14 protein-coding genes, 2 tRNA genes and 1 pseudogene are annotated in these 20,235 nt (G+C 37.7%); 13 read left to right on the top strand and 4 right to left on the bottom strand.

What is annotated here, in order from left to right; genetic code table 11:
• The first annotated feature begins 39 nt into the window (after positions 1–39).
• The 5 genes from PHT93_RS02335 to PHT93_RS02355 all read left to right on the top strand — a co-directional run bounded on the left by PHT93_RS02335 (position 40) and on the right by PHT93_RS02355 (position 11,316).
• Positions 40–1,008 (top strand): FecR family protein, encoded by a 969-nt coding sequence (locus PHT93_RS02335; protein WP_300238996.1) that lies wholly within the window; start codon positions 40–42, stop codon positions 1,006–1,008.
• Between the two features lie 94 nt (positions 1,009–1,102).
• A complete protein-coding gene (locus PHT93_RS02340) occupies positions 1,103–4,651 on the top strand; it encodes a SusC/RagA family TonB-linked outer membrane protein (RefSeq protein ID WP_300238998.1) in 3,549 nt (1,182 codons plus the stop codon).
• A 12-nt stretch (positions 4,652–4,663) separates the two neighbouring features.
• The gene (locus PHT93_RS02345; RefSeq protein WP_300239000.1) at positions 4,664–6,433 is read left to right on the top strand and encodes a RagB/SusD family nutrient uptake outer membrane protein; all 1,770 of its coding nucleotides are present in this window, start codon (positions 4,664–4,666) and stop codon (positions 6,431–6,433) included.
• Positions 6,434–6,599: 166 nt separating this feature from the next.
• Positions 6,600–7,856, top strand: a complete 1,257-nt coding sequence (locus PHT93_RS02350) for a Gfo/Idh/MocA family oxidoreductase (protein WP_300239002.1) — start codon at positions 6,600–6,602, stop codon at positions 7,854–7,856.
• Positions 7,857–7,875: 19 nt separating this feature from the next.
• Entirely contained in the window at positions 7,876–11,316 is a 3,441-nt protein-coding gene (locus tag PHT93_RS02355; RefSeq protein WP_300239004.1) for a family 16 glycoside hydrolase, read from the top strand.
• Positions 11,317–11,392: 76 nt separating this feature from the next.
• Here the strand turns inward: PHT93_RS02355 and PHT93_RS02360 are convergent, their stop codons facing one another.
• Positions 11,393–11,884 (bottom strand): Dps family protein, encoded by a 492-nt coding sequence (locus tag PHT93_RS02360; RefSeq protein WP_300239006.1) that lies wholly within the window; start codon positions 11,882–11,884, stop codon positions 11,393–11,395.
• Positions 11,885–12,127: 243 nt separating this feature from the next.
• Here PHT93_RS02360 and PHT93_RS02365 point away from each other — a divergent pair, with 243 nt between their 5' ends.
• The 4 genes from PHT93_RS02365 to PHT93_RS02380 all read left to right on the top strand — a co-directional run bounded on the left by PHT93_RS02365 (position 12,128) and on the right by PHT93_RS02380 (position 16,919).
• Positions 12,128–14,167 carry a M3 family metallopeptidase gene (locus PHT93_RS02365; protein ID WP_300239008.1) on the top strand — a complete coding sequence of 680 codons (2,040 nt, stop codon included), beginning with the start codon at positions 12,128–12,130 and terminating at the stop codon, positions 14,165–14,167.
• 74 nt (positions 14,168–14,241) lie between these two features.
• Positions 14,242–14,694, top strand: a complete 453-nt coding sequence (locus tag PHT93_RS02370) for a dCMP deaminase family protein (RefSeq protein ID WP_300239010.1) — start codon at positions 14,242–14,244, stop codon at positions 14,692–14,694.
• Positions 14,687–16,411 carry a S41 family peptidase gene (locus tag PHT93_RS02375; protein WP_300239013.1) on the top strand — a complete coding sequence of 575 codons (1,725 nt, stop codon included), beginning with the start codon at positions 14,687–14,689 and terminating at the stop codon, positions 16,409–16,411. The genes PHT93_RS02370 and PHT93_RS02375 overlap by 8 nt, the downstream gene beginning before the upstream one ends.
• The gene (locus PHT93_RS02380; RefSeq protein ID WP_300239016.1) at positions 16,326–16,919 is read left to right on the top strand and encodes a 5-formyltetrahydrofolate cyclo-ligase; all 594 of its coding nucleotides are present in this window, start codon (positions 16,326–16,328) and stop codon (positions 16,917–16,919) included. Before PHT93_RS02375 ends, PHT93_RS02380 begins: the two co-directional genes overlap by 86 nt.
• Here PHT93_RS02380 and PHT93_RS02385 read toward each other — a convergent pair.
• Positions 16,898–17,191, bottom strand: a complete 294-nt coding sequence (locus tag PHT93_RS02385) for a DUF721 domain-containing protein (protein WP_300239019.1) — start codon at positions 17,189–17,191, stop codon at positions 16,898–16,900. The genes PHT93_RS02380 and PHT93_RS02385 overlap by 22 nt on opposite strands.
• A 4-nt stretch (positions 17,192–17,195) precedes the next feature.
• Positions 17,196–18,293: a DNA replication and repair protein RecF gene (gene recF, locus PHT93_RS02390; protein ID WP_300239021.1), complete on the bottom strand. Its 1,098-nt coding sequence runs from the start codon at positions 18,291–18,293 to the stop codon at positions 17,196–17,198.
• A 339-nt stretch (positions 18,294–18,632) separates the two neighbouring features.
• Between recF and PHT93_RS02395 the strand changes: the two genes are divergently transcribed.
• The 4 genes from PHT93_RS02395 (at position 18,633) to PHT93_RS02410 (ending at position 20,018) form a co-directional block, all read left to right on the top strand.
• Entirely contained in the window at positions 18,633–19,319 is a 687-nt protein-coding gene (locus PHT93_RS02395) for a tetratricopeptide repeat protein (protein ID WP_300239024.1), read from the top strand.
• 8 nt (positions 19,320–19,327) lie between these two features.
• The gene (ribH, locus tag PHT93_RS02400) at positions 19,328–19,810 is read left to right on the top strand and encodes a 6,7-dimethyl-8-ribityllumazine synthase (RefSeq protein ID WP_300239027.1); all 483 of its coding nucleotides are present in this window, start codon (positions 19,328–19,330) and stop codon (positions 19,808–19,810) included.
• Between the two features lie 43 nt (positions 19,811–19,853).
• A tRNA-Tyr gene (locus PHT93_RS02405) sits at positions 19,854–19,936 on the top strand.
• Between the two features lie 9 nt (positions 19,937–19,945).
• Positions 19,946–20,018 (top strand) — tRNA-Gly (locus PHT93_RS02410).
• A 133-nt stretch (positions 20,019–20,151) separates the two neighbouring features.
• Here PHT93_RS02410 and PHT93_RS02415 read toward each other — a convergent pair.
• A pseudogene (locus PHT93_RS02415) lies at positions 20,152–20,235 on the bottom strand (transposase); the annotation flags it as partial.

The raw sequence follows: 20,235 nt of genomic DNA on the forward strand, positions 1-20,235 counted from the left end.
TTTCTCTTTTTAATCGTTTTGCTAATAAATAAGAAAAATATGGATTTCGACCACTCATTACTGATAAAATATTTATTTCATGATCTTTCGGAAGAAGAAAAAGAAAAACTTCTGAATTGGAGGAAAGAAGCAGCGTCTAATGAGGCTTTTTTCGAAACTCTGATTAAATTAAAATTGGCACATCAGTATCAATACATAAATGCATCTGGAAAAACATTTGAGGCGTTGAATAAAATAAATAAAGTATTATGGAAAAAGCATCCGCTTTACTTTATCAAACGAGCAATAAATTACGCGGCAATATTAATTGTTCTGTTCTATTCTGCCAATGTAACAAAGAGCTATTTGCATAAAGAAACAGAATATACAACTATTTCAGTTCCAGAAGGAGAATGTATTAAAAAGTTTGATTTATCAGATGGAACAGCAGTGTGGCTAAACGAATCATCTACGTTAAAAATTCCAAAGTCGTTTTCTGAAAATAAACGTTATGTGAAATTAGAAGGTGAAGCCTATTTTGACGTAAAGAAAAATAAACATTCTAATTTTATTGTGGATGCTTCTTCTATAAAAATAAAAGTTCTTGGAACATCTTTTAACCTGAAAAACAGAAAAGAGGATGGAGTTGTGGAGACTATTCTTGTCACTGGTAAAGTATTCTTGATAGATAAACAAGGAAATCCGGTTTATAATATGTTTCCGGGAGAGAAGGTTATTTATTCTCCAGATAAAAATGAATGCATAGTTAAAACAATAGATACGAATGTGAGTACCGCATGGCATTTGAACCAATTAACTTTTGAAAATGCTACCCTACGGGAAATTGTAAATAAGCTTTCCTTAATTTTTGACGTTAATATAAATCTGGAATCAAAAAAGTTGGCCGATCGTAAGTATCGGTGTGTGATCAACCGGGACGAAACATTACAACAAGTCCTGGATATACTCTCGTATTTAGCCCCTATTGATTATCAAATAGAAGGTGATGAGGTCTTTATTCGTGAATAATCTTAAAAAATGCCTATGAGAAACACATGGAAAAATTAATCAGAGACTAATGTTTTAAAGAATCAGTATTTAATAATTTGTTATATAAATCTTTATGGATAAACCAAAAAACTTTCCGCTTAAAAGTGGAATAATTTATTTTAACAACTATCTTCTGAAAGGGAATATTTTGTTTTTGTTGTTGCTTTTTACTTTGACGACCAACGCTATTACTCTTGAATCTCAGAATGTTACTTTCTCGTTAAACTTGAGGAATACAACAGTCGGTACAGTTATTCATCAGCTTAGCAAACAGACAGGATATGAATTTTCTTATGATGAGATTTTACTTAATAGAAAAATAGATGCTGTATCAATTGAAGAAAAGAACGAGCAGATAGAGATTATCTTAAATAAAGTCTTCAAAAATGCAGATATAAGTTATCGAATTAGCAATAATCGAATATTTCTTAAAGATGAAAGACGCGAAATTGAAAATCCATCGAACCCTATTGTGCAACAAAATGGCAAATCGATAAAAGGCCACATTAAAGATGTTACTGATGAACCGATTATTGGTGCTAATGTGATGCTAAAAGGTACTAGTTTAGGTACAATAACGGATATTGATGGAAACTTTATATTAGATAATGTTCCCGAAGACGGTATTCTCGTCATTTCTTATATAGGCTATTTGGAGCAAGAAGTAAGTGTTTCAGGAAAGAATGAGTTTAATATTCTGCTGAAAGATGATACTCAAAAACTTGAAGAAGTAGTTATTGTAGGCTATGGTGTACAGAAAAAAGTGAATATGACAGGTTCTATAACTGCCATAAAAGCAGATGATTTGAGTTCAATTTCGACTTCAAATCTTTCTAATACATTAGCAGGACGCGCACCAGGTGTTAATATTGTTGGTAATTCAGGACTTATGGGGGCTTCCTCTAATATCCGTATTCGTGGAGGCTTTGGAGAGCCTTTGTTTGTTATTGACGGTATTGTTCGCGACAAAGACGCCTTTGATGCATTGGAAGCCAATGAAATAGACCAATTGAGTTTTTTAAAAGATGCAGCTACTGCTTCAATTTATGGATCACAAGCGGGAAATGGCGTTGTTCTCGTAACAACAAAAGGCGGAGAACAGCAGAAACCGATCTTTAACTATCAGGCCTCTTATACCTTTATGACCCCGACTATGGAATTACTTTCCGATAAGACAACAGCTATTGACGAATTAATTTATCAAAACAGAGTGGCCGATTTTCAGGGAATAACTCCGCCGAATGGAGATGTGGAATTTGATTATTTCAAAGATAAAAATTATAATGTACATGATTATATATGGCAAACCCCGTGGAATCAGAAACATTCGTTGAGTGTTTCGGGTGGTGGTGAACGTGTGACTTATTATGCATTGCTTAGTTACATTGGTGAAGAAGGTTCATACAAAAACTTAGAAAATGATAAGTTTAATTTACGTTCAAATGTGACAGCGAAAATCACAGATAAGATAAAGATGAATTTGAATATTGCAGCTAACCAGCAGCATCAGAGACGGTTCTACTGGCCATTTTCAGATGACGATGAACAAACTGTAGGAGACTTGTATCGTTGTACTTTTAACTGGCCTAAAACTTATCCTTTCTATTTATATGAAGATGGCACTCCGGCAAATGAGGTTACTGAATATCCAGTGCAAACGCCTATGGGTAGTTGGCAGGCATGGAGTGTGATAGACCAAGTAATTGGAGATCGATATATCAAGACAAGAAAGAGAGAAATGAATGCAATCCTTTCTTTTGACATTGATTTGAGTAGCATATTAAAAGGATTAAGTACAAAAATTTCGGGGAATTATATTAGTAAGGATTACATGCGTAAAAAATATCTGACTTACCAAAAAAATTACGTATGGTCTCCTGCAAATGCAGATGAGAATCGTTTTGTTCCTGCAGCACCGGATCCTAATAATATCAATATATTCACTTTCTCTCAAAATCAAGAATTCTTGAGCTATAATGTGCATACATTATGGAGTGAACAATTAAACTGGTTCTTGAACTATAACAATACATTTGGTAAACACGGAATTGCAGCGACTGCAGTGTGGGAACAAGCTTCTAATGGTGGAGAAAAGGTACTGTCAAAGGCTGAAGACCCATTAACGAATTTTGATCAGATGTTTGTTTATTCGACAGACAGTGAACGTCGTTGGGCTGAAGCAGAAGAAGTAACCGGCGGAAGGCTTTCATGGATAGGACGCGTAAACTATAATTATGATCAAAAATATATTGCTGAATTTTCGTTCCGTTATGATGGAAACTCTTTATTCCCAAAAGAAAAACGATGGGGATTTTTTCCCTCTTTTTCTGCTGCATGGAGAATGAGTCAGGAGAGCTTTATGAGTGGTACGTCTAATTGGTTAGATGATTTGAAGATAAGAGCTTCTTATGGAACAACAGGTAATGATATTGATTTGAATAAAACAGATGATCAAAAGATTTCTCCATTTTCATATATCAATAAGTATGAAACCGGTAGTTCTTATATCTGGGGTAGCAACCTTGTTCAAGGTATCAAACCAGGAGCTACACCAAATCCTTATCTGACTTGGGCAACTTCTACTACGTGTAATGGTGGATTTGACTTTACAGTTTTGCAGAACAGACTATCAGGTACTTTTGATGCTTTTTACAAGACAGAAAAAGATATTCTTGGAACGCGTGTAATAACCATTCCGGATACTTATGGTCAATCTTTAGCTCCGGAAAATTATGCGGAAAGATCCTGGAGAGGTTTTGAGGTGTCGGCTATGTGGAGAGATAAAGCTTTGAACGGTGCTGTAAATTATTCCATATATGGTAATCTTGGTTTCTCAAAAGACCAATGGGACGTTTACGATGAGACTGCTTTATATAAAGAAGGAGGTAACCTCTATGAATTATCTGCGATAGGTAAACCTTTGAACAGAATTACAGGTCTAAAAACATTAGGTATGATACGTACTCAAGAACAACTTGATGACCTATTGGCAAAAGGATTTAAGCAGTATGGACGTGACCCGTATTTAGGAGGACTTTATTTTGAAGATGTTCGTGGTGATGGCTACTCTCCCGGTCCAGATGGGAAAATTGATGATAATGACATTCAATTATTGACAGATAATGCATCTCCACGTATTAACTATGGTTTTGGAGGTAGTATTTCCTGGAAAGGAATAACATTAGATTTGCATTTTCAAGGAGTCGGCATGTACGATCGTATGATTAGTAACTTAGGAGAAGGTAATGGTGGCATGCGCCAATATGGCGGAACTATTCGACCTTATTATCCTATTTGGGCAGGCGATGTATGGACACCAGAAAATCCAAATGCAAAATACCCTCGTGTAGTAGGTAGTAACTGGTATGAATCAGGAACAGGAAATCAATCATTCTGGATCAGAGATGGCGCATATTTACGATTGAAAAATTTGAATATAGGGTATGATTTACCTAAAGCTTGGTTAGAACCGTTAAGTCTGATCTCTGCTCAATTATTCTTTAATGGAACGAACTTATTTGTGATTTCTGATGTTACTGAGTTTCATGATCCGGAACAAGATTGTTATGACTCATATCCTTTGATGAAATCGTTTACTTTTGGTTTAAATGTTAAATTTTAAAAAACGATAGAAATGAAAAAGATTTCAACAATAATATGCCTTTTTATCTTGTTTGTGACGCACAATGCTTGCGATACATTAGATATTGAGAATATCTATAGTTATGACGCCAACAAGGTATGGAACGATGAAAAGCTGATAAACTCATATATGGCTAATTTGTATGCGAATGTTTTTGAGAATTGGAGTCCAACATTGGACCAGACTTCACAACAATTAACGGCTATTCATTTTTATCTGGATAGAGTTACAATTTCAAACGATCAATATAAGAAATGGGATTACACGACTATTCGTTTGATAAATGAAGCTATTCAGAATACAACAAATGGAGAATTGACACAATCTAAAAAAGATGAATTTATTGCTCAGGCTTTATTCTTGAGGGCATATGTTTATTTTCGGATGGTGAAATATCATGGTGGTATCCCATATATAACTGTTCCTCAAGATAAAGATAAGGATGATTTGTATGTGAAAAGGAATAGTACAAAAGAATGTTTTGACTTTATTGTAAAAGATCTGGATGATGCGATAGCGATGCTCCCGGAAAAGATCTCATCTACTTCAAATGATTATGGTAAGATAGATGGTTGTTTTGCTACAGCTTTTAAGGCGAAAGTTCTTTTGTATAAAGCTTCACCTCAATTTAATCCAGGTAATAAATGGGATAATTCTTATTGGCAGGAAGCTTATAATGCGAATAAATTAGCTTATGAAAAATTGATTGCTAATGGAAGTAAGCTCACAGATGACTATGCTGATATTTTTTTAGTAGAAAAAGGAGCTGAAGTAGTTTTTCCTGTGATTAATACATACCCTAATAAAGTTATAGATTGGGATTATGGAGTACGTCCCGGATCGGAAAGTCGTGGAAATGCTTGGGCTTGTCCAATTTGGGAATTCATACAGGAATATCCTATGTTGGATGGAAAATTATATAATGATCCCTCAAGTAAGTATTTTATGACTGATGGCGATTTTTTACAGAATTATTGGAAAAACAGGGATCCTCGATTCAATAAATCTGTTGTATGGAACGGTAGTGTTTATGAAGTTTCAGGGAAAGCTGGGAAACGCCAATATACCAGTCTGGGTATTGCTCATGAGGCTGATGACTTTGGTGTAAACCCAAATGCAAGTGTGAACTCGACTAATTTGAATAGTTATAGCGGCTTCTTTATTCGTAAAGCTTCTGATCTATCGTTAAAACAATCAGAAGTACAACAATATGATGTTGATTTTATCTTGATGCGTTTTGCTGAAGTTATGCTAAACTATGCGGAAACAGCTAATGAAACAGGGAAATCAGATGTAGCCATAGAAATATTAAAACAAATACGGACACGCGCTGGTCTTGAACCAGGAGCTGATGGCTTATATGGAATGAAAGTTTCATCAAGAGAAGAAATTCGTGAGGCTATTTTATTTGAACGTAATATTGAATTTTGTTTTGAAGGACATCGTTTCTGGGACTTACGTCGTTTGAGAATGTTGGATCGTTTGGATAATAAAACGAAACATGGGGTAGAGGCAATTGCTATTAATGCGGATGGTACGGAGATGTCTATCTCTGAAGCAAAAGAAAAAGCGACAAATATGGAATTGACGGAAGAGAACTTTAAGTATGTTATACTACAGATTCCATTTACCGGAGTTAAAGTGACTTCTGTTCCTGAGTCCTATTATTTCTTTCCGATTAGCCAGACAGTAATTGATAGAAATAAGAATATAGAACAAAATAATAATTGGGGAGGGACGTTCAATCCCACTCTTGAGTGATTTAATATAACTTGTTTTCGAATTATTAAAATAGAAATTATCCGTATTTAACGTAAAGTTGATACGGATAATTCTGTTTTAAAACCAGTTATTCATATATAATTTCTATTTTTGTTTGATTTATCATTATGAAAATCTAAACAATTACATATATATATTTAGTACTATGAAGACAAACAGAAGAGATTTCCTTAAAACGCTGGGGGGAATTGCTGCTTTTTCCGTTGTCCCGAGGCACGTCTTGGGGAATGGGTTTATTGCTCCGAGTGATCAGTTGACAAAGGGTATTATTGGTACCGGAGGAATGGGACGTGGGCATTTGAATTATGCAGGAACACGTTTAGTCGCAGTTTGCGATGTGGATAAAAAACATTTAGAGTTAGGTAAGGCGCTTGTTAGTGATAAGATTGCGGCTTACCATGATTTTCGCGATTTGATTCTGGATAAGAATGTGGATATTGTACATATTGCTACTCCTCCTCATTGGCATGGGATTATGTCGGTTGAGGCGGCTAAAGCTGGTAAAGATATCTGGTGTGAGAAACCAATGACCAGAACAATCGGTGAAGGTAAGCGAGTGATGGAAGCAGTTAAGCAATACGGACGTATGTTTCGTTTGAATACCTGGTTCCGTTTTACGGACCAATTCTATGGTTTAGGTACTCCTGTGAAGCCTTTAAAGAAGCTTGTGCAGAGTGGTATGTTGGGATGGCCTCTGAAGGTGACAATCAGTAAGCATACGGGTTTTGACTGGAAGTTTTTCTGGGTTGGTCGTGAGTATCTTGAACCACAATCTGTTCCTCAGGAATTGGATTATGATATGTGGTTAGGCCCGGCTCCTTATAAACCTTATAATGCGCATCGTGTACACCAGACTTTCCGTGGTTATTGGGATTATGATGGTGGTGGTCTTGGTGATATGGGGCAACATTATATTGATCCTGTTCAGTATTTCTTAGGAAAAGACAACACAAGTCCTGTGAAAGTTGAAGTAGATGCTCCTCAACAACACCCTGATGCTGTAGGCACATGGCGATCTATCACTTATACTTACGAAGATGGTTGTCAGATCGTTCTTTGGGGAGGTGATTATGGAGATCCTAACACACCTTATATTTCCGGACCAAACGGAAATGTTTATAAAAACTTTGTTTGTGATATACCTGATTGGGAAAAGAAATTAGCTGATTATCCGGAACCAGAACCACAGGTTACTGATTTTATAGAATGTGTTAAAACTCGGCAGCCATTTGCTTTAAATGAGCAGAATGGATTCCGTTCGGCAACGATCGTTAATATGGGGGCAGTTGCTCTTCGTTTGAATCGTACGTTGCACTTTGATCCGATGAAACTTGAGTTTGTGAACGATGAAGCGGCTAACCGCTTATTAGATCAACCTATGCGTTCACCTTGGAATATTTAATCTTAAAAAAACGAACGGAATGAAAAAAATATATTTATCAATAGCAACAAGTCTGCTTTGCGGAACTATGTTGATGGCTCAGGCTCCGGCAAATCGTACGATACAAACGGTTATTGCTGATGCGGTGGCACAAATGCCGGCCCAAACGCAAAAGAAATACGATAAACTGATTGCAGACCTTGTCTCTACAGGAGATGCGGGAGTTCAGTCACTTATCGATATGATCCATGCTCCAGGGAAAGGTAGTAATGCACAGGTTGACTATGCTCTTAGCGGCTTAAGTCATTATGTGATGGCAAAAGGACAGGAGAGTGCTCGTCTTGCTGTCGCAAATGCTTATATTAAGGCACTTGAACGCGTGCAAGAGCGCGAAACAAAGGCTTTTATTATCCGTCAATTACAAATTGTCGGTGAGAATGAAGCAGTAAAGGCTTTGTCTCCATATTTAAATACAGAGCAATTGAGCGCTCCTGCAGCCTCTGCGCTTGCTTCAATAAACACACCGGAAGCTGCAGATGCTTTGAAATCATCTTTGATGCGTAGAATGGGAACTTCAGTTACCCTGCGCGATGTAGTTATGGCTATCGGTGAAGCTGAAATGACAGGACTGGAAGATCTGATAAAAGGTTTTCTAACTGCGTCGGATGAGAATCTGAAGCGTACAGCATTTTATGCAATAAGTCGTACCGGTAGTGTCGCCTCTCTAAAAGAAGTTGGTGACGCAGCTAAAGCTGTCGGTTTTCAAATGGAAAATGCCGGAATAAATGAAGCGTATATCCAGTTGATTAAACGTATAGCATTGACTGATGAAAAAACGGCAATAAAGGCTGCTGCTAAATTGTTGAAAGATGCGACGAAAGTTGGTGCTACCCAGACCAGAATCGCTGCACTCGGATTGTTGATATCTATGGATGATGACAATGCGACAAAACTTGTTTTAGCTGCCTTGAAAGATCCGTGTAAGGAATACCGGAATGCTGCACTTACTTTTGCTTCTACATATGCAGGAGAAAAAGACTATATTGACATACTTAAATCTACTCTAAAAGCGAAGTCAGATGTTAAGACCGATGTAATTAATTGGATTGGTCGTGAAAGCAAATCCCAAAATCAGATCCTAAAGAACCTGGATGTTCGCTTTGATTTACCGCTTCGTCAGGTTTTATTAAACCAATTATCGGATAACGATTTTGCCGTAAAACAAGCTGCCGTATGGGCTTTAGTTAAGATTGGAGATGAAAGCGTAATACCTAATCTTTCTAATTTGTTGAAAGATAATGACAAACAAGTAGTTCTCCTTGCTGAGGATGCTTTGTTGGCTTTTAAAGGAGATGTGGCTCCTTCTGTAGCTCAGGCAATACAAGGTGCGACAGATGCCGGTAAAATAGCCGGTGTTGAAATTCTGGCTGTACGGAAAGCAACACCTAATATGAATACTGTTTTAGAGCAGACGAAATCAACAGTGCCGGAAGTGAAAACTGCCGCGTATAAAGCACTCAAAGATGTCGTATCTGATAAGGATCGTGTAATGCTTTGTGGTATGTTGGAATCATCGGATGCTTCGGTTGTTACTCCGTTGCAACAAGCTGTAATTGCTACCTTGTCCGGTAAATCTTCATCAGAACAGCTATCAACGATTAAAACTCGTATGGTGCAAGCCGGAGAGAATAAAAAACATTTGTATTATACCGTCTTAGCTTCTATTGGAGAAAAAGAAGGTCTGAAAACAATCGTTGATGGATTTAAAAACGGAAAAGGCGAAGCAAGAGATGCCGCTTTTGATGCTTTGTTGGCTTGGAAAAGTGCAGATGTGGCCGATGAATTATATGCTATCTGTAAAGATGCATCCGCTTTTGCCTATTTTGATCGTGCATTGACTGCTTATATTGGATTAGTATCGACTCCTACTTTAACCGGTGAAAATCGTTTACTTGGGTTGCGTAAGGCTATGGAGATTGCTAAAACAGATGCTCAAAAGAATGAAATATTGAAACAAGCGGGTCGTACAGGAACTTTCCTTGCAATGCTTTTTGCAGGTGATTATCTGAATGATAAACCTGTACAACAAGCAGCGGCAAATGCTGTTATGACAATTGCTCTTGGGCATAAGGAGTATATCGGAGATAACGTTCGCGCCTTATTAAATAAAGTGACAGAGGTTTTAGATAATCCTGATGCCGGTTATCAGAAAGAAGCAATCCGTAAACATTTAGCTGAAATGCCGGCAGGTGAAGGATTTATTTCATTGTTTAATGGGAAAGATCTGACCGGATGGAAAGGACTTGTAGAGAATCCGATAAAACGGGCTAAAATGTCTTCGGCACAATTGGCAAAAGCTCAGGTGAAAGCTGACGAACAAATGCGTAAAGATTGGAAAGTTGAGGATGGATTGTTGTTGTTTGACGGAACGGGTTATGATAATCTTTGTACAGAAAAACAATACGGTGATTTCGAAATGTATGTGGACTGGATGCTTGATCCGGCAGGTCCCGAAGCCGATGCAGGTATTTATTTACGTGGAACTCCTCAGGTTCAAATGTGGGATACGGCACGTGTGAATGTAGGTGCTCAGGTTGGTTCAGGCGGACTGTACAATAATCAGGTTAATTCAAGTAAGCCGCTGAAAGTTGCCGATAACAAATTAGGCGAATGGAATACCATGTATATTAAGATGGTTGGTGACCGTGTAACGGTTGTGTTGAATGGAGAACTGGTAACCGACGATGTGATTCTTGAAAACTACTGGGATCGTAAACAACCGATTCCTCCTGTAGAACAAATCGAACTTCAGGCTCACGGAAGCAAGGTTTATTATCGTAATATCTATGTGAAAGAATTGGAACGTGCAGAACCTTTCCAGCTTTCAGCAGAAGAAAAGAAAGAAGGTTATAAGATCTTGTTTGATGGAACGAATATGCATGAGTGGACAGGTAACACAGTGGATTATACGTTGGAAGACGGAACAATTTCCATGATTCCAAGTAGAAGTTTCGGTGGTAATCTATACACTAAAGATGAATACGGAAACTTTATCTTCCGTTTCGAATTCCAATTAACTCCAGCTGCAAATAACGGTTTAGGCATCCGTACTCCATTAGAAGGTGATGCTGCTTATGTCGGAATGGAACTTCAGATATTGGATAATGAACATCCTGTATATGCTACTTTAGCTCCTTATCAATACCATGGGTCTGTGTATGGAATTATCCCTGCTGAACGTGGTTATTTAAAACCGACAGGCGAGTGGAATTATCAGGAAGTAGTAGCCAACGGAGATAATATTAAAGTGACTCTCAACGGACACGTAATCGTAGATGGAAATATTCGTGACGCTGTAAAGAACGGAACACCCGATAAAAAAGAACATCCGGGATTATTTAATAAGAAAGGCCATATTGGATTTCTTGGACACGGTTCACCCGTTAAATTCCGCAACATTCGTATCAAAGAATTGAAATAATTCAGATAAGAAATCATAACAAAAGAAATGGCTGTCGGGAATCCTGACAGCCATTTCTTTATTTTACGTATATGCCTTATTTCTCCTTGCAATCACAAGTAGAATAAGCGACCAACATCCATACCAATTTTTCCTGTTCTTTCAGGTAATCACTCATTAATGCTACTGTTGCTTCATCATCAACTTCTCCGGCAAGAGCCAGTACTTTTCTTTCTTCTCCTATCAGGTAACCGTACGTGTCAAGAATATTCTTTAGTGCGTCATTGCCGCAAGAGGTAACATCTGCTTCTTTAATTTTTGAGACTTTAAGATATTCGCTGAATTTGCTTTCAGGAGTACCACCTAACATCAGGATACGTTCTGCTAATTCATCTACCTTTTCGGCTGTGTCATCATACATTTCTTCGAATTTGCTGTGAAGAACAAAGAACCCGTGTCCTTTAATATTCCAGTGGAAGTTACGAAGATTCGTGTAAAAAACCTGATAGTCAGCTAATAATTGTTGTAGTGCCGTTGAAACTTTGCTTACTGCTGAAGCATCTAAATGAAGATAATCTAATGTTTTCATAATGTTCTGTTGTTTTAATAATTTACTTTTTTGTTGTAGTACAAAGATACCAATCAAATCATTCTTTGTCAAACAGATACTGTCTATGTAAAGATAAAGGAAAACTATGTAGGAAACAACTCTTAAATAATACATTCACAAGGTTTTTTTTACCTTTGTAGATAATTATTTTAACAACCAGTTAATTTGGCTTATATGAAGAGTCTTTTTATAGGTATAATGTCTATTATTAATTGTATATATATGACACACGCAGAAAATAACCCTTTCTTTCATCCTTATAATACACCGTTTGATACCCCTCCTTTTGATAGAATCAAGACAGAACACTATGAACCCGCTTTCGATAAGGCTATTGCTGAATTGTCCGGAGAAATTTCTCAGATAGCGAACAATACACAACCGGCTACTTTTGAGAATACGGTTGTTGCTTTGGAAAGAAGCGGCGTTTTGTTAAACAAAGTTACTTCGGTGTTCTTTAATATGTTAAATTCGGCCTCTACCGATGAGATGATGGAAATATCCGAACGTGTATCACCTAAATTGACCGATAGTTCGAATAATATTTATCTGAATGAGGCTTTGTTTGACCGGGTGAAAAAGGTGTATGAGCAGAAGAATCTTTTGAACTTATCTGTGGAAGACAAAAGGCTTTTGGAAAAGACATATGAAGCTTTCCAAAGGAGAGGGGCTACGCTTAATGCTGAAAGTAAGGAAAGATACCGTGCATTAAGTACGGAATTGAGTCTTCTGAATCTGAAGTTTAATCAAAATGCATTAAAAGATAAGAATCGTTTCGAATATGTAACGACGAATGAGGCTGATTTGTCCGGTTTACCGGAGAGTGTGCGTGAAGCCGCCGCTGCTTTAGCCGGTGAGAAGGGTAAGGATGGCTGGTTGTTTAATCTTTCTTCCCCCAGTTATGTTCCGTTTATGCGTTATGCAGATAATCGTTCATTGCGCGAGATGATTTACCGGGAATACATGAGTATTGGAAATAAAGGCGATGAATTTGATAATCAGGAAATCGTCCGTCAGATTGTAACTATACGTTTGGAGATAGCACGATTGATGGGATATTCAAATTTTGCAGAATATCGCCTTACACAAACAATGGCTAAGAATCAGGAGAATGTTTATCGGCTGTTAAATGATTTGTTGGATGCTTATAAACCGGTAGCCGAAACCGAATATAAAGCCGTTGCAGATTTTGCTCAACAGGATTTTGTTATCATGCCTTGGGATTGGAGCTATTACGCTGAAAAATTAAAAGACAGCCGGTTTAATGTAAACGACGAGATGACACGTCCTTATTTTGAACTGAAGAATGTTACCAATGCTGTTTTTGGTTTGGCTACTCGGCTGTACGGTATTACTTTCAAGGAAAATAAACAGATTCCGGTCTATCATCCTGAAGTGAAGGCTTACGAAGTGTATGACGAAGATGGAAAATTCCTGTCTGTCCTCTATACTGATTTTCATCCGCGCGACAGCAAACAATCAGGAGCTTGGATGAGTAGTCTGAAGTCGCAGTACAAAGATTGCAACGGGAATGATAGTCGTCCGCATGTTGTTATCGTGATGAATTTTACCCGACCGACCGAAACGAAACCTTCATTACTTTCCTACGATGAGGTAAATACATTTTTGCATGAATTCGGACACGCCTTACATGGAATGTTTGCTGCAAGTACTTATGAAAGTCTGTCGGGCACAAATGTCTATCGTGATTTCGTCGAACTTCCTTCTCAAATCATGGAAAACTGGCTGGAAGAAAAAGAATTCTTGGATATTATCGCCGTACACTATGAAACAGGCGAGAAGATTCCCGTTCAGTTGATCGATAATCTACAAGCCGCAGCAAATTTTAATGCCGGTTACCTCTGTTGCCGTCAGTTAAGCTTTGGCTTCTTGGATATGGCATGGCATACACTCTCAGAACCATTCGACGGAGATGTCGTTGCTTTCGAAAAACAAGCATGGGCTAAAACAATGATTTTGCCGGAAGTGGAAGGAACTTTAATGAGTACGAACTTCTCTCATTTATTTTCCGGTGGATATGCTGCCGGATATTATGGGTATAAATGGGCTGAAGTATTAGATGCTGATGCTTTTTCCCTTTTTCAGGAGTCCGGAATATTTAATAAAGAGGTGGCACGCTCGTTCAAAGAGAACATCTTAATGAAAGGAGATACAGAAGATCCTGCCGTGTTATACAAGCGTTTTAGAGGACAAGAACCGACCATTGATGCCTTATTGAAAAGAAACGGTATAAAAAAGTGAGACTGCTTCTGTATCAGTCCACTAATAATCATTACATTTGTATCTTATATTAAATCGTGATTTCTAATTATTCTATGAATAAAAAAACAGAAAGCAGACAGCTCGAAATAGATAAAAGATATTTGAGAATGGCTTCAGTCTGGGCAGAAAACTCTTATTGTAAACGTCGTCAGGTAGGAGCTCTTATTGTAAAAGACAAAATGATTATCTCGGATGGTTATAACGGGACGCCGGCAGGGTTTGAAAATGTTTGTGAAGACGAGAACAATGTCACTAAACCCTATGTTTTACATGCGGAGGCAAATGCAATAACAAAGGTTGCGGCATCATCTAATAGTAGTAAAGGCGCAACAATTTACGTAACGGCAGCACCGTGTATTGAATGTGCAAAGTTAATTATTCAATCAGGTATTGAGCGTGTGGTTTATTCTGAAAAATATAGGATAGAAGACGGATGTAATCTCTTAATCAGAGCAGGAATTCAGGTCGATTTTATCGAACTGAAAAAAACAAAAACAGATGAATAAAAACAAAAAAGTAGCAGTTTGGCTTCCTGTAATTATAGCAGCCAGTATTGCATTAGGTATCTTTATAGGTAATTATTATCTGGTGATAAGCCAGGGGAAAAGACAGACTTATTCGAGAGGAAATAAGATAAACGCTATACTGGATATTATTGATCAACAATATGTTGATACGGTAAATATGGTGGATTTAGTAGAAGGAGCGATCCCGAAAATATTCAGTGAATTAGATCCTCATTCGGTGTATATATCCGCCGCTGATGCTAAAGTAGCAAACGAAGAACTGGAAGGTTCTTTCAGTGGAATCGGGGTGTCATTCAACATGCAGACAGATACAATTCTGGTTATTAGTGTAATTCCGGGTGGTCCTGCGGAGAAAGCCGGACTTCTACCCTTTGATCGTATTATTACCATTAATGATTCAACTTATGCAGGAAACCAATCCAGTCAGGCGCTGATTATGAAAACGCTGCGAGGGGAGAAGAATAGTACAGTTAAATTAGGCGTAAAACGAGGTAATGAAGACAAATTAGTCTATTTTGATGTAACGCGGGGAGAAGTGCCTGTTCATTCAGTGGATGTAGCTTATGCGCTGACCAAAGATATTGGGTATATAAAAGTAAGTAAGTTTGGCCGTACTACCTATAATGAATTCCTTACCGCAATTGCTCAATTGAAAGAAACAGGAGTAAGCTCTTTTGTGATTGACCTGCGCGGTAATACTGGCGGATATATGGATGCCGCTATTAATATGATCAATGAATTTATGCCGGATGGACGGTTGATTGTTTATACCGAAGGAAAAGCCTTCCCCAGAAGAGATGTATATGCTAATGGTACGGGAACATGCAAAGATGCACCGATTGTTGTTTTGACGGATGAAATATCGGCCTCCGCAAGTGAAATCTTTGCCGGAGCCATACAGGATAACGATCGTGGATTGATAATCGGGCGAAGAACTTATGGAAAAGGACTGGTTCAGGCTCCTATACCTCTTAGTGATGGCTCTGAACTTCGTCTGACAATCGCACGCTACTATATTCCATCGGGGCGAAGTATCCAGAAAACGTATGAATTAGGAAAAACAGAGGAATACGATCTGGAAATCTACAACCGTTTTAAGCATGGCGAATTTGACTCGGCCGACAGCATAAAAATGGACGATTCATTATTATATAAGACCATGGAAGGTCGTCCCGTTTATGGAGGTGGAGGAATCATGCCCGATATCTTTATTCCTCGTGACACAAGCGGCGTTACATCTTATTTCTCTAATATTGTTAATACGGGAATACTATATCAATATGCTTTGGAGTATTCAGATAAGAATAGAAAACGTTTCTCCGAGTTCAAAACTTATCAGGAATTATATAAATACCTTCAACAACAGCCGTTGCTCGAAGATTTTACCAACTTTGCAGCAACTAAAGGGGTGAAAAAAAGACCTACCCTGATTAATATATCCGGCAAACTGATTGAAAATCATTTACAGGCTTATATTATACGTAACTTCTTTGATGAACAAGGCTTTTATCCGGTCTTCCTGAAAGATGATGCTAATTTGTTGCGGGCTATCAAGGAGCTGAGTGAAGGGGGACATTTATCCTTTATTGAATTTATTCAAAATGCGACACATGGAGGACATCTTCGAGGCCAAGCGGGCATTACGAAAGGCTATGGCCTTGCTAAAGAAAGAGTATTTGCCGACTATATTGTCTGATCTTTCTCAGTCTGCCTTAGGCTGTCTTGAAAGATCTGAGATATTTCGGAAGGCGGATAGTTTTGCGATTTATCACGCAATGCGTGACGAGGTTCAGACAGCCGCTTTTATAGATAAATGGGCTTCGAGCAAAACCATTTACCTTCCTGTTATCTGTGGAGAGAACCTTGAATTACACGAATATTCAAAAAATACAGCGTTGAAGCCCGGTGTCTTTGGCATTTTAGAACCTGTACCCGGAGCTAATGTAGAAAAGCCCAGACCCGATCTGATCGTTGTTCCCGGCGTTGCTTTTGATAAACAAATGAATAGATTAGGGAGAGGTAAGGGATATTATGACCGACTCTTAATAGAACCGGAATTACAGGATGTGACGCGGGTTGGATTATGCTTTAATTTCCAGCTTGTTCCTCAGATTCCCGTTTCTCCGGGTGATATCCGGATGCATTACATTATAACAGATCAACATTTTTTTGCGGGTTCGAATCAACGAATAACGATATCCTGAACAACGTTTGCACGAGCGTATTCGTTCAGGCTTTTCACTAATTTCTCTCGACATAGTGTCAGCTCATTTCGCAATACGGAAGAAGTGAGCGATACGTATAATACCTTATCTTTTATATACATATTTCGCGTATATTGTAATACCATATCACCGAGTACTTCCCCCCATGCTCTTTTTATACGAATCTCCAGTATCTTTTCATACATCTCCGTGTTTTCTTCGAAGATGTCGCGCAATACCTCACCGATCATTTGTGAATTTTTTCTTTTCATCTTTTTAAATAGTCAACGGCTGCACATTCCCATTATCTACTTTAAATAACGAATAATCATTACCCGTTAAAGAAAGAATCTCATCCAGATATTTTCGATTGGTATCAGTTATAAAAATCTGACCAAACTGATCGCTGTTCACTAATTGAATTATCTGTTCCACACGATTTGCATCTAACTTGTCAAACAAATCATCCAATAATAGAATAGGAATCGTATTCCCTTTTTCTTTCAGAAATGCAAACTGTGCTAACTTTAATGCAATCAGATAGGTTTTGTTTTGCCCTTGTGAACCGACTCGTCTGATAAGTGATGCATTCAATAACATTTCCAGTTCATCTTTATGAATTCCCGATGAGGTATAAGACAAGACACGATCACGCTCTCTGTTTTCGGCCAACAGATCCTTTAATTCTCCCTTGTCAATCTGCGAAACATAACGTAAGTCCACATTCTCTGAAAAATTACATATCTGATGATAATAATCATTGAAAACAGGTACAAAATCTTCAACTAACTGTTTACGCGTATCATATACAAGGCGCCCATACATATCCATTTGCATTTCCAATACTTCAAAAAGAGAATTATCACGGGATTGGTTTTTTAAAAGGATATTTCGTTGATGTAAAGCCTTATTATATTGAATCAATGCATTCAGATACTGTTTATCTTGCTGAGAAATAATCATATCTAAAAAACGACGACGTTCATCGCTCCCTCCACGAATGAGTTCTACGTCTGCCGGAGAAATCATAACTAATGGAAGCAGACCGATATGTTCCGACAGTTTGTCATATTCTTTTTTGTTTCGCTTAAACTGTTTTCTTTGCCCACTTCGTATCGCGCAGAAAATATTTTCCTCACGTCCCGAATAATCATACACTCCCTGAATCACACAGATTCCCTGTCCATCTTTTATGATTTGACTGTCAGGCGTGTTAATATGACTTTTTGTAAAAGACAAATAATACAATGCATCCAGCAAATTGGTCTTTCCCATGCCATTGTTACCAAAAAAACAATTTATCTTAGGAGAGAAAGCGACTTCTGTCTGTTCAATATTTTTGTAATTAAGGATAGAGAGTTTTCTTAGTATCATTTTGTATAGACTCACATTATATTGATAATACAAATGTAGCAATGTCTTTTCAATATACATCCTACCTGTTTCTCTTATTCTCTCCTTTTTACTACATCCATCAAAAAGTTTTATCACAACTGTGGTAAAACTTTTCTACAGTTGTGGTAAAGTTTTTCCACATATATGGAAAAAGACAATGAAAGATTTAACATAGCTGTTGATTATTACATTTGATGGATAACATCAAAAAATATATCGAATAATATCGCTATATCAGTAAAAAAAGCTACTTTTGCGCTTTAAATCACCTAACGTGGTTAGTTAATGAAAAATTAAACAAATAACTATAGTATAATTATGGCTACTAAAGGTAAAAATACCGACGCAGAATTAGAAGTTGGCGAAATCGTTTCGAAAACTGAACATTTTATTGAAAAAAACCAGAAACAGATCATTATTGGAATAATTGCAGTTGCAGCTGTTGTAGGTCTATATCTTGGATTCCATTATGGTTATGCTATACCACGTGAGAAAAAAGCAGCCGTAGCGTTGTTCAAGGGTGAGCAATATTTTGCAAAAGATTCTTTTGCATTAGCATTGAACGGTAACGGTGCCGATTTTGAAGGATTTGAATCTGTAATAAAAGAATACGGTAGTACTGCTTCCGGTAATTTGGCTAAAGCCTATGCGGGTATCTGTTATTTTAAACAAGGAGATAACGAAAAGGCTCTTGACCTCCTGAAATCTTTCAGTACGAAAGATAATATAATATCACCGGCAATAATTGGTCTGATAGGTGATTGCTATGTCAATTCAGGTAATGTAAAAGAAGGTATTAGTTATTTTGAAAAAGCAGCTTCAAAAGCGAATAATAGTCTTATCAGCCCTCTCTATCTGAAGAAAGCCGGAATAGCATACGAAAGTCTTAAGCAATATAAAGATGCTGTGAAAGCTTATACATCAATTAAAGAAAACTATTTTTCATCACAAGAAGCGAGAGATATAGATAAATATATTGTACGCGCGACTGAGCTTGGTAAGTAAGATAAACTATGGCAACAGCGTATCAAAATTTATCTGAGTACGATTTTAAAAGCGTACCTGATGCTTCCGATATGAACTTCGGAATAGTAGTCTCAGAATGGAACAAACATATTACGGAAAAACTATTGGAAGGAGCTTGTAATACTTTAGAAAAGCATGGCGTAAAGGCTGAAAATATTGTAGTAAAGCGAGTTCCCGGAAGTTTTGAGCTTACCTACGGCGCAAAGCATTTAGCAGAAACAAAAGAATTAAATGCTATAATAGTATTAGGATGTGTAGTGAGAGGAGATACCCCTCATTTTGATTATGTTTGTTCCGGAGTAACGCAAGGAATCACCGAACTCAATCTGATGTATGATATCCCTTTCATATTCGGATTGTTAACTACCGACAATATGCAACAGGCAGAAGACCGTGCAGGCGGGAGGTTAGGAAACAAGGGCGATGAGGCTGCAATTACTGCAATAAAAATGGTGGATTTTTCTTGTTAGTTTAAAAATAATTCCTACCTTTGCATCGCAAAAGAAAATAATGGGGCAGTTACCAGAGTGGCCAAATGGGGCTGACTGTAACTCAGCTGGCTTACGCCTTCGGTGGTTCGAATCCATCACTGCCCACTTAAAATTGCGGAAGTAGCTCAGTTGATAGAGCATTAGCCTTCCAAGCTGAGGGTCGCGGGTTTGAGCCCCGTCTTCCGCTCTTATCGAGAGGATAACCTGAAAAGGTTGTCCTCTCTTTTTGTTGTGCGCCCGAATGTCATTTTAGAATGAAATATAGATGGTGTTTTTTTGGATCAGCGGATTTTCTCGGTGGATATCCTTCCTTTCATAGGTTAAGAATATAACATAGCCAGCCTGTACATAAAAAACTTAATATCTCCCACGCCTCTAAATTGTGATCTGAATGCCTTGATCTT

The sequence above is a fragment of the Massilibacteroides sp. genome, assembly GCF_028705895.1.
Classification (GTDB): domain Bacteria; phylum Bacteroidota; class Bacteroidia; order Bacteroidales; family Tannerellaceae; genus Massilibacteroides.

Coding starts and splice junctions, on each gene's coding strand:
- PHT93_RS02355 (WP_300239004.1), top strand. CDS start 7,876: ATGAAAAAAATATATTTATCAATAGCAACAAGTCTGCTTTGCGGAACT.
- PHT93_RS02395 (WP_300239024.1), top strand. CDS start 18,633: ATGGCTACTAAAGGTAAAAATACCGACGCAGAATTAGAAGTTGGCGAA.
- ribH (WP_300239027.1), top strand. CDS start 19,328: ATGGCAACAGCGTATCAAAATTTATCTGAGTACGATTTTAAAAGCGTA.
- PHT93_RS02385 (WP_300239019.1), bottom strand. CDS start 17,191: ATGAAAAGAAAAAATTCACAAATGATCGGTGAGGTATTGCGCGACATC.
- PHT93_RS02375 (WP_300239013.1), top strand. CDS start 14,687: ATGAATAAAAACAAAAAAGTAGCAGTTTGGCTTCCTGTAATTATAGCA.
- PHT93_RS02335 (WP_300238996.1), top strand. CDS start 40: ATGGATTTCGACCACTCATTACTGATAAAATATTTATTTCATGATCTT.
- PHT93_RS02345 (WP_300239000.1), top strand. CDS start 4,664: ATGAAAAAGATTTCAACAATAATATGCCTTTTTATCTTGTTTGTGACG.
- PHT93_RS02360 (WP_300239006.1), bottom strand. CDS start 11,884: ATGAAAACATTAGATTATCTTCATTTAGATGCTTCAGCAGTAAGCAAA.
- PHT93_RS02365 (WP_300239008.1), top strand. CDS start 12,128: ATGACACACGCAGAAAATAACCCTTTCTTTCATCCTTATAATACACCG.
- PHT93_RS02370 (WP_300239010.1), top strand. CDS start 14,242: ATGAATAAAAAAACAGAAAGCAGACAGCTCGAAATAGATAAAAGATAT.
- PHT93_RS02340 (WP_300238998.1), top strand. CDS start 1,103: ATGGATAAACCAAAAAACTTTCCGCTTAAAAGTGGAATAATTTATTTT.
- PHT93_RS02350 (WP_300239002.1), top strand. CDS start 6,600: ATGAAGACAAACAGAAGAGATTTCCTTAAAACGCTGGGGGGAATTGCT.
- PHT93_RS02380 (WP_300239016.1), top strand. CDS start 16,326: ATGGAGGACATCTTCGAGGCCAAGCGGGCATTACGAAAGGCTATGGCC.
- recF (WP_300239021.1), bottom strand. CDS start 18,293: ATGATACTAAGAAAACTCTCTATCCTTAATTACAAAAATATTGAACAG.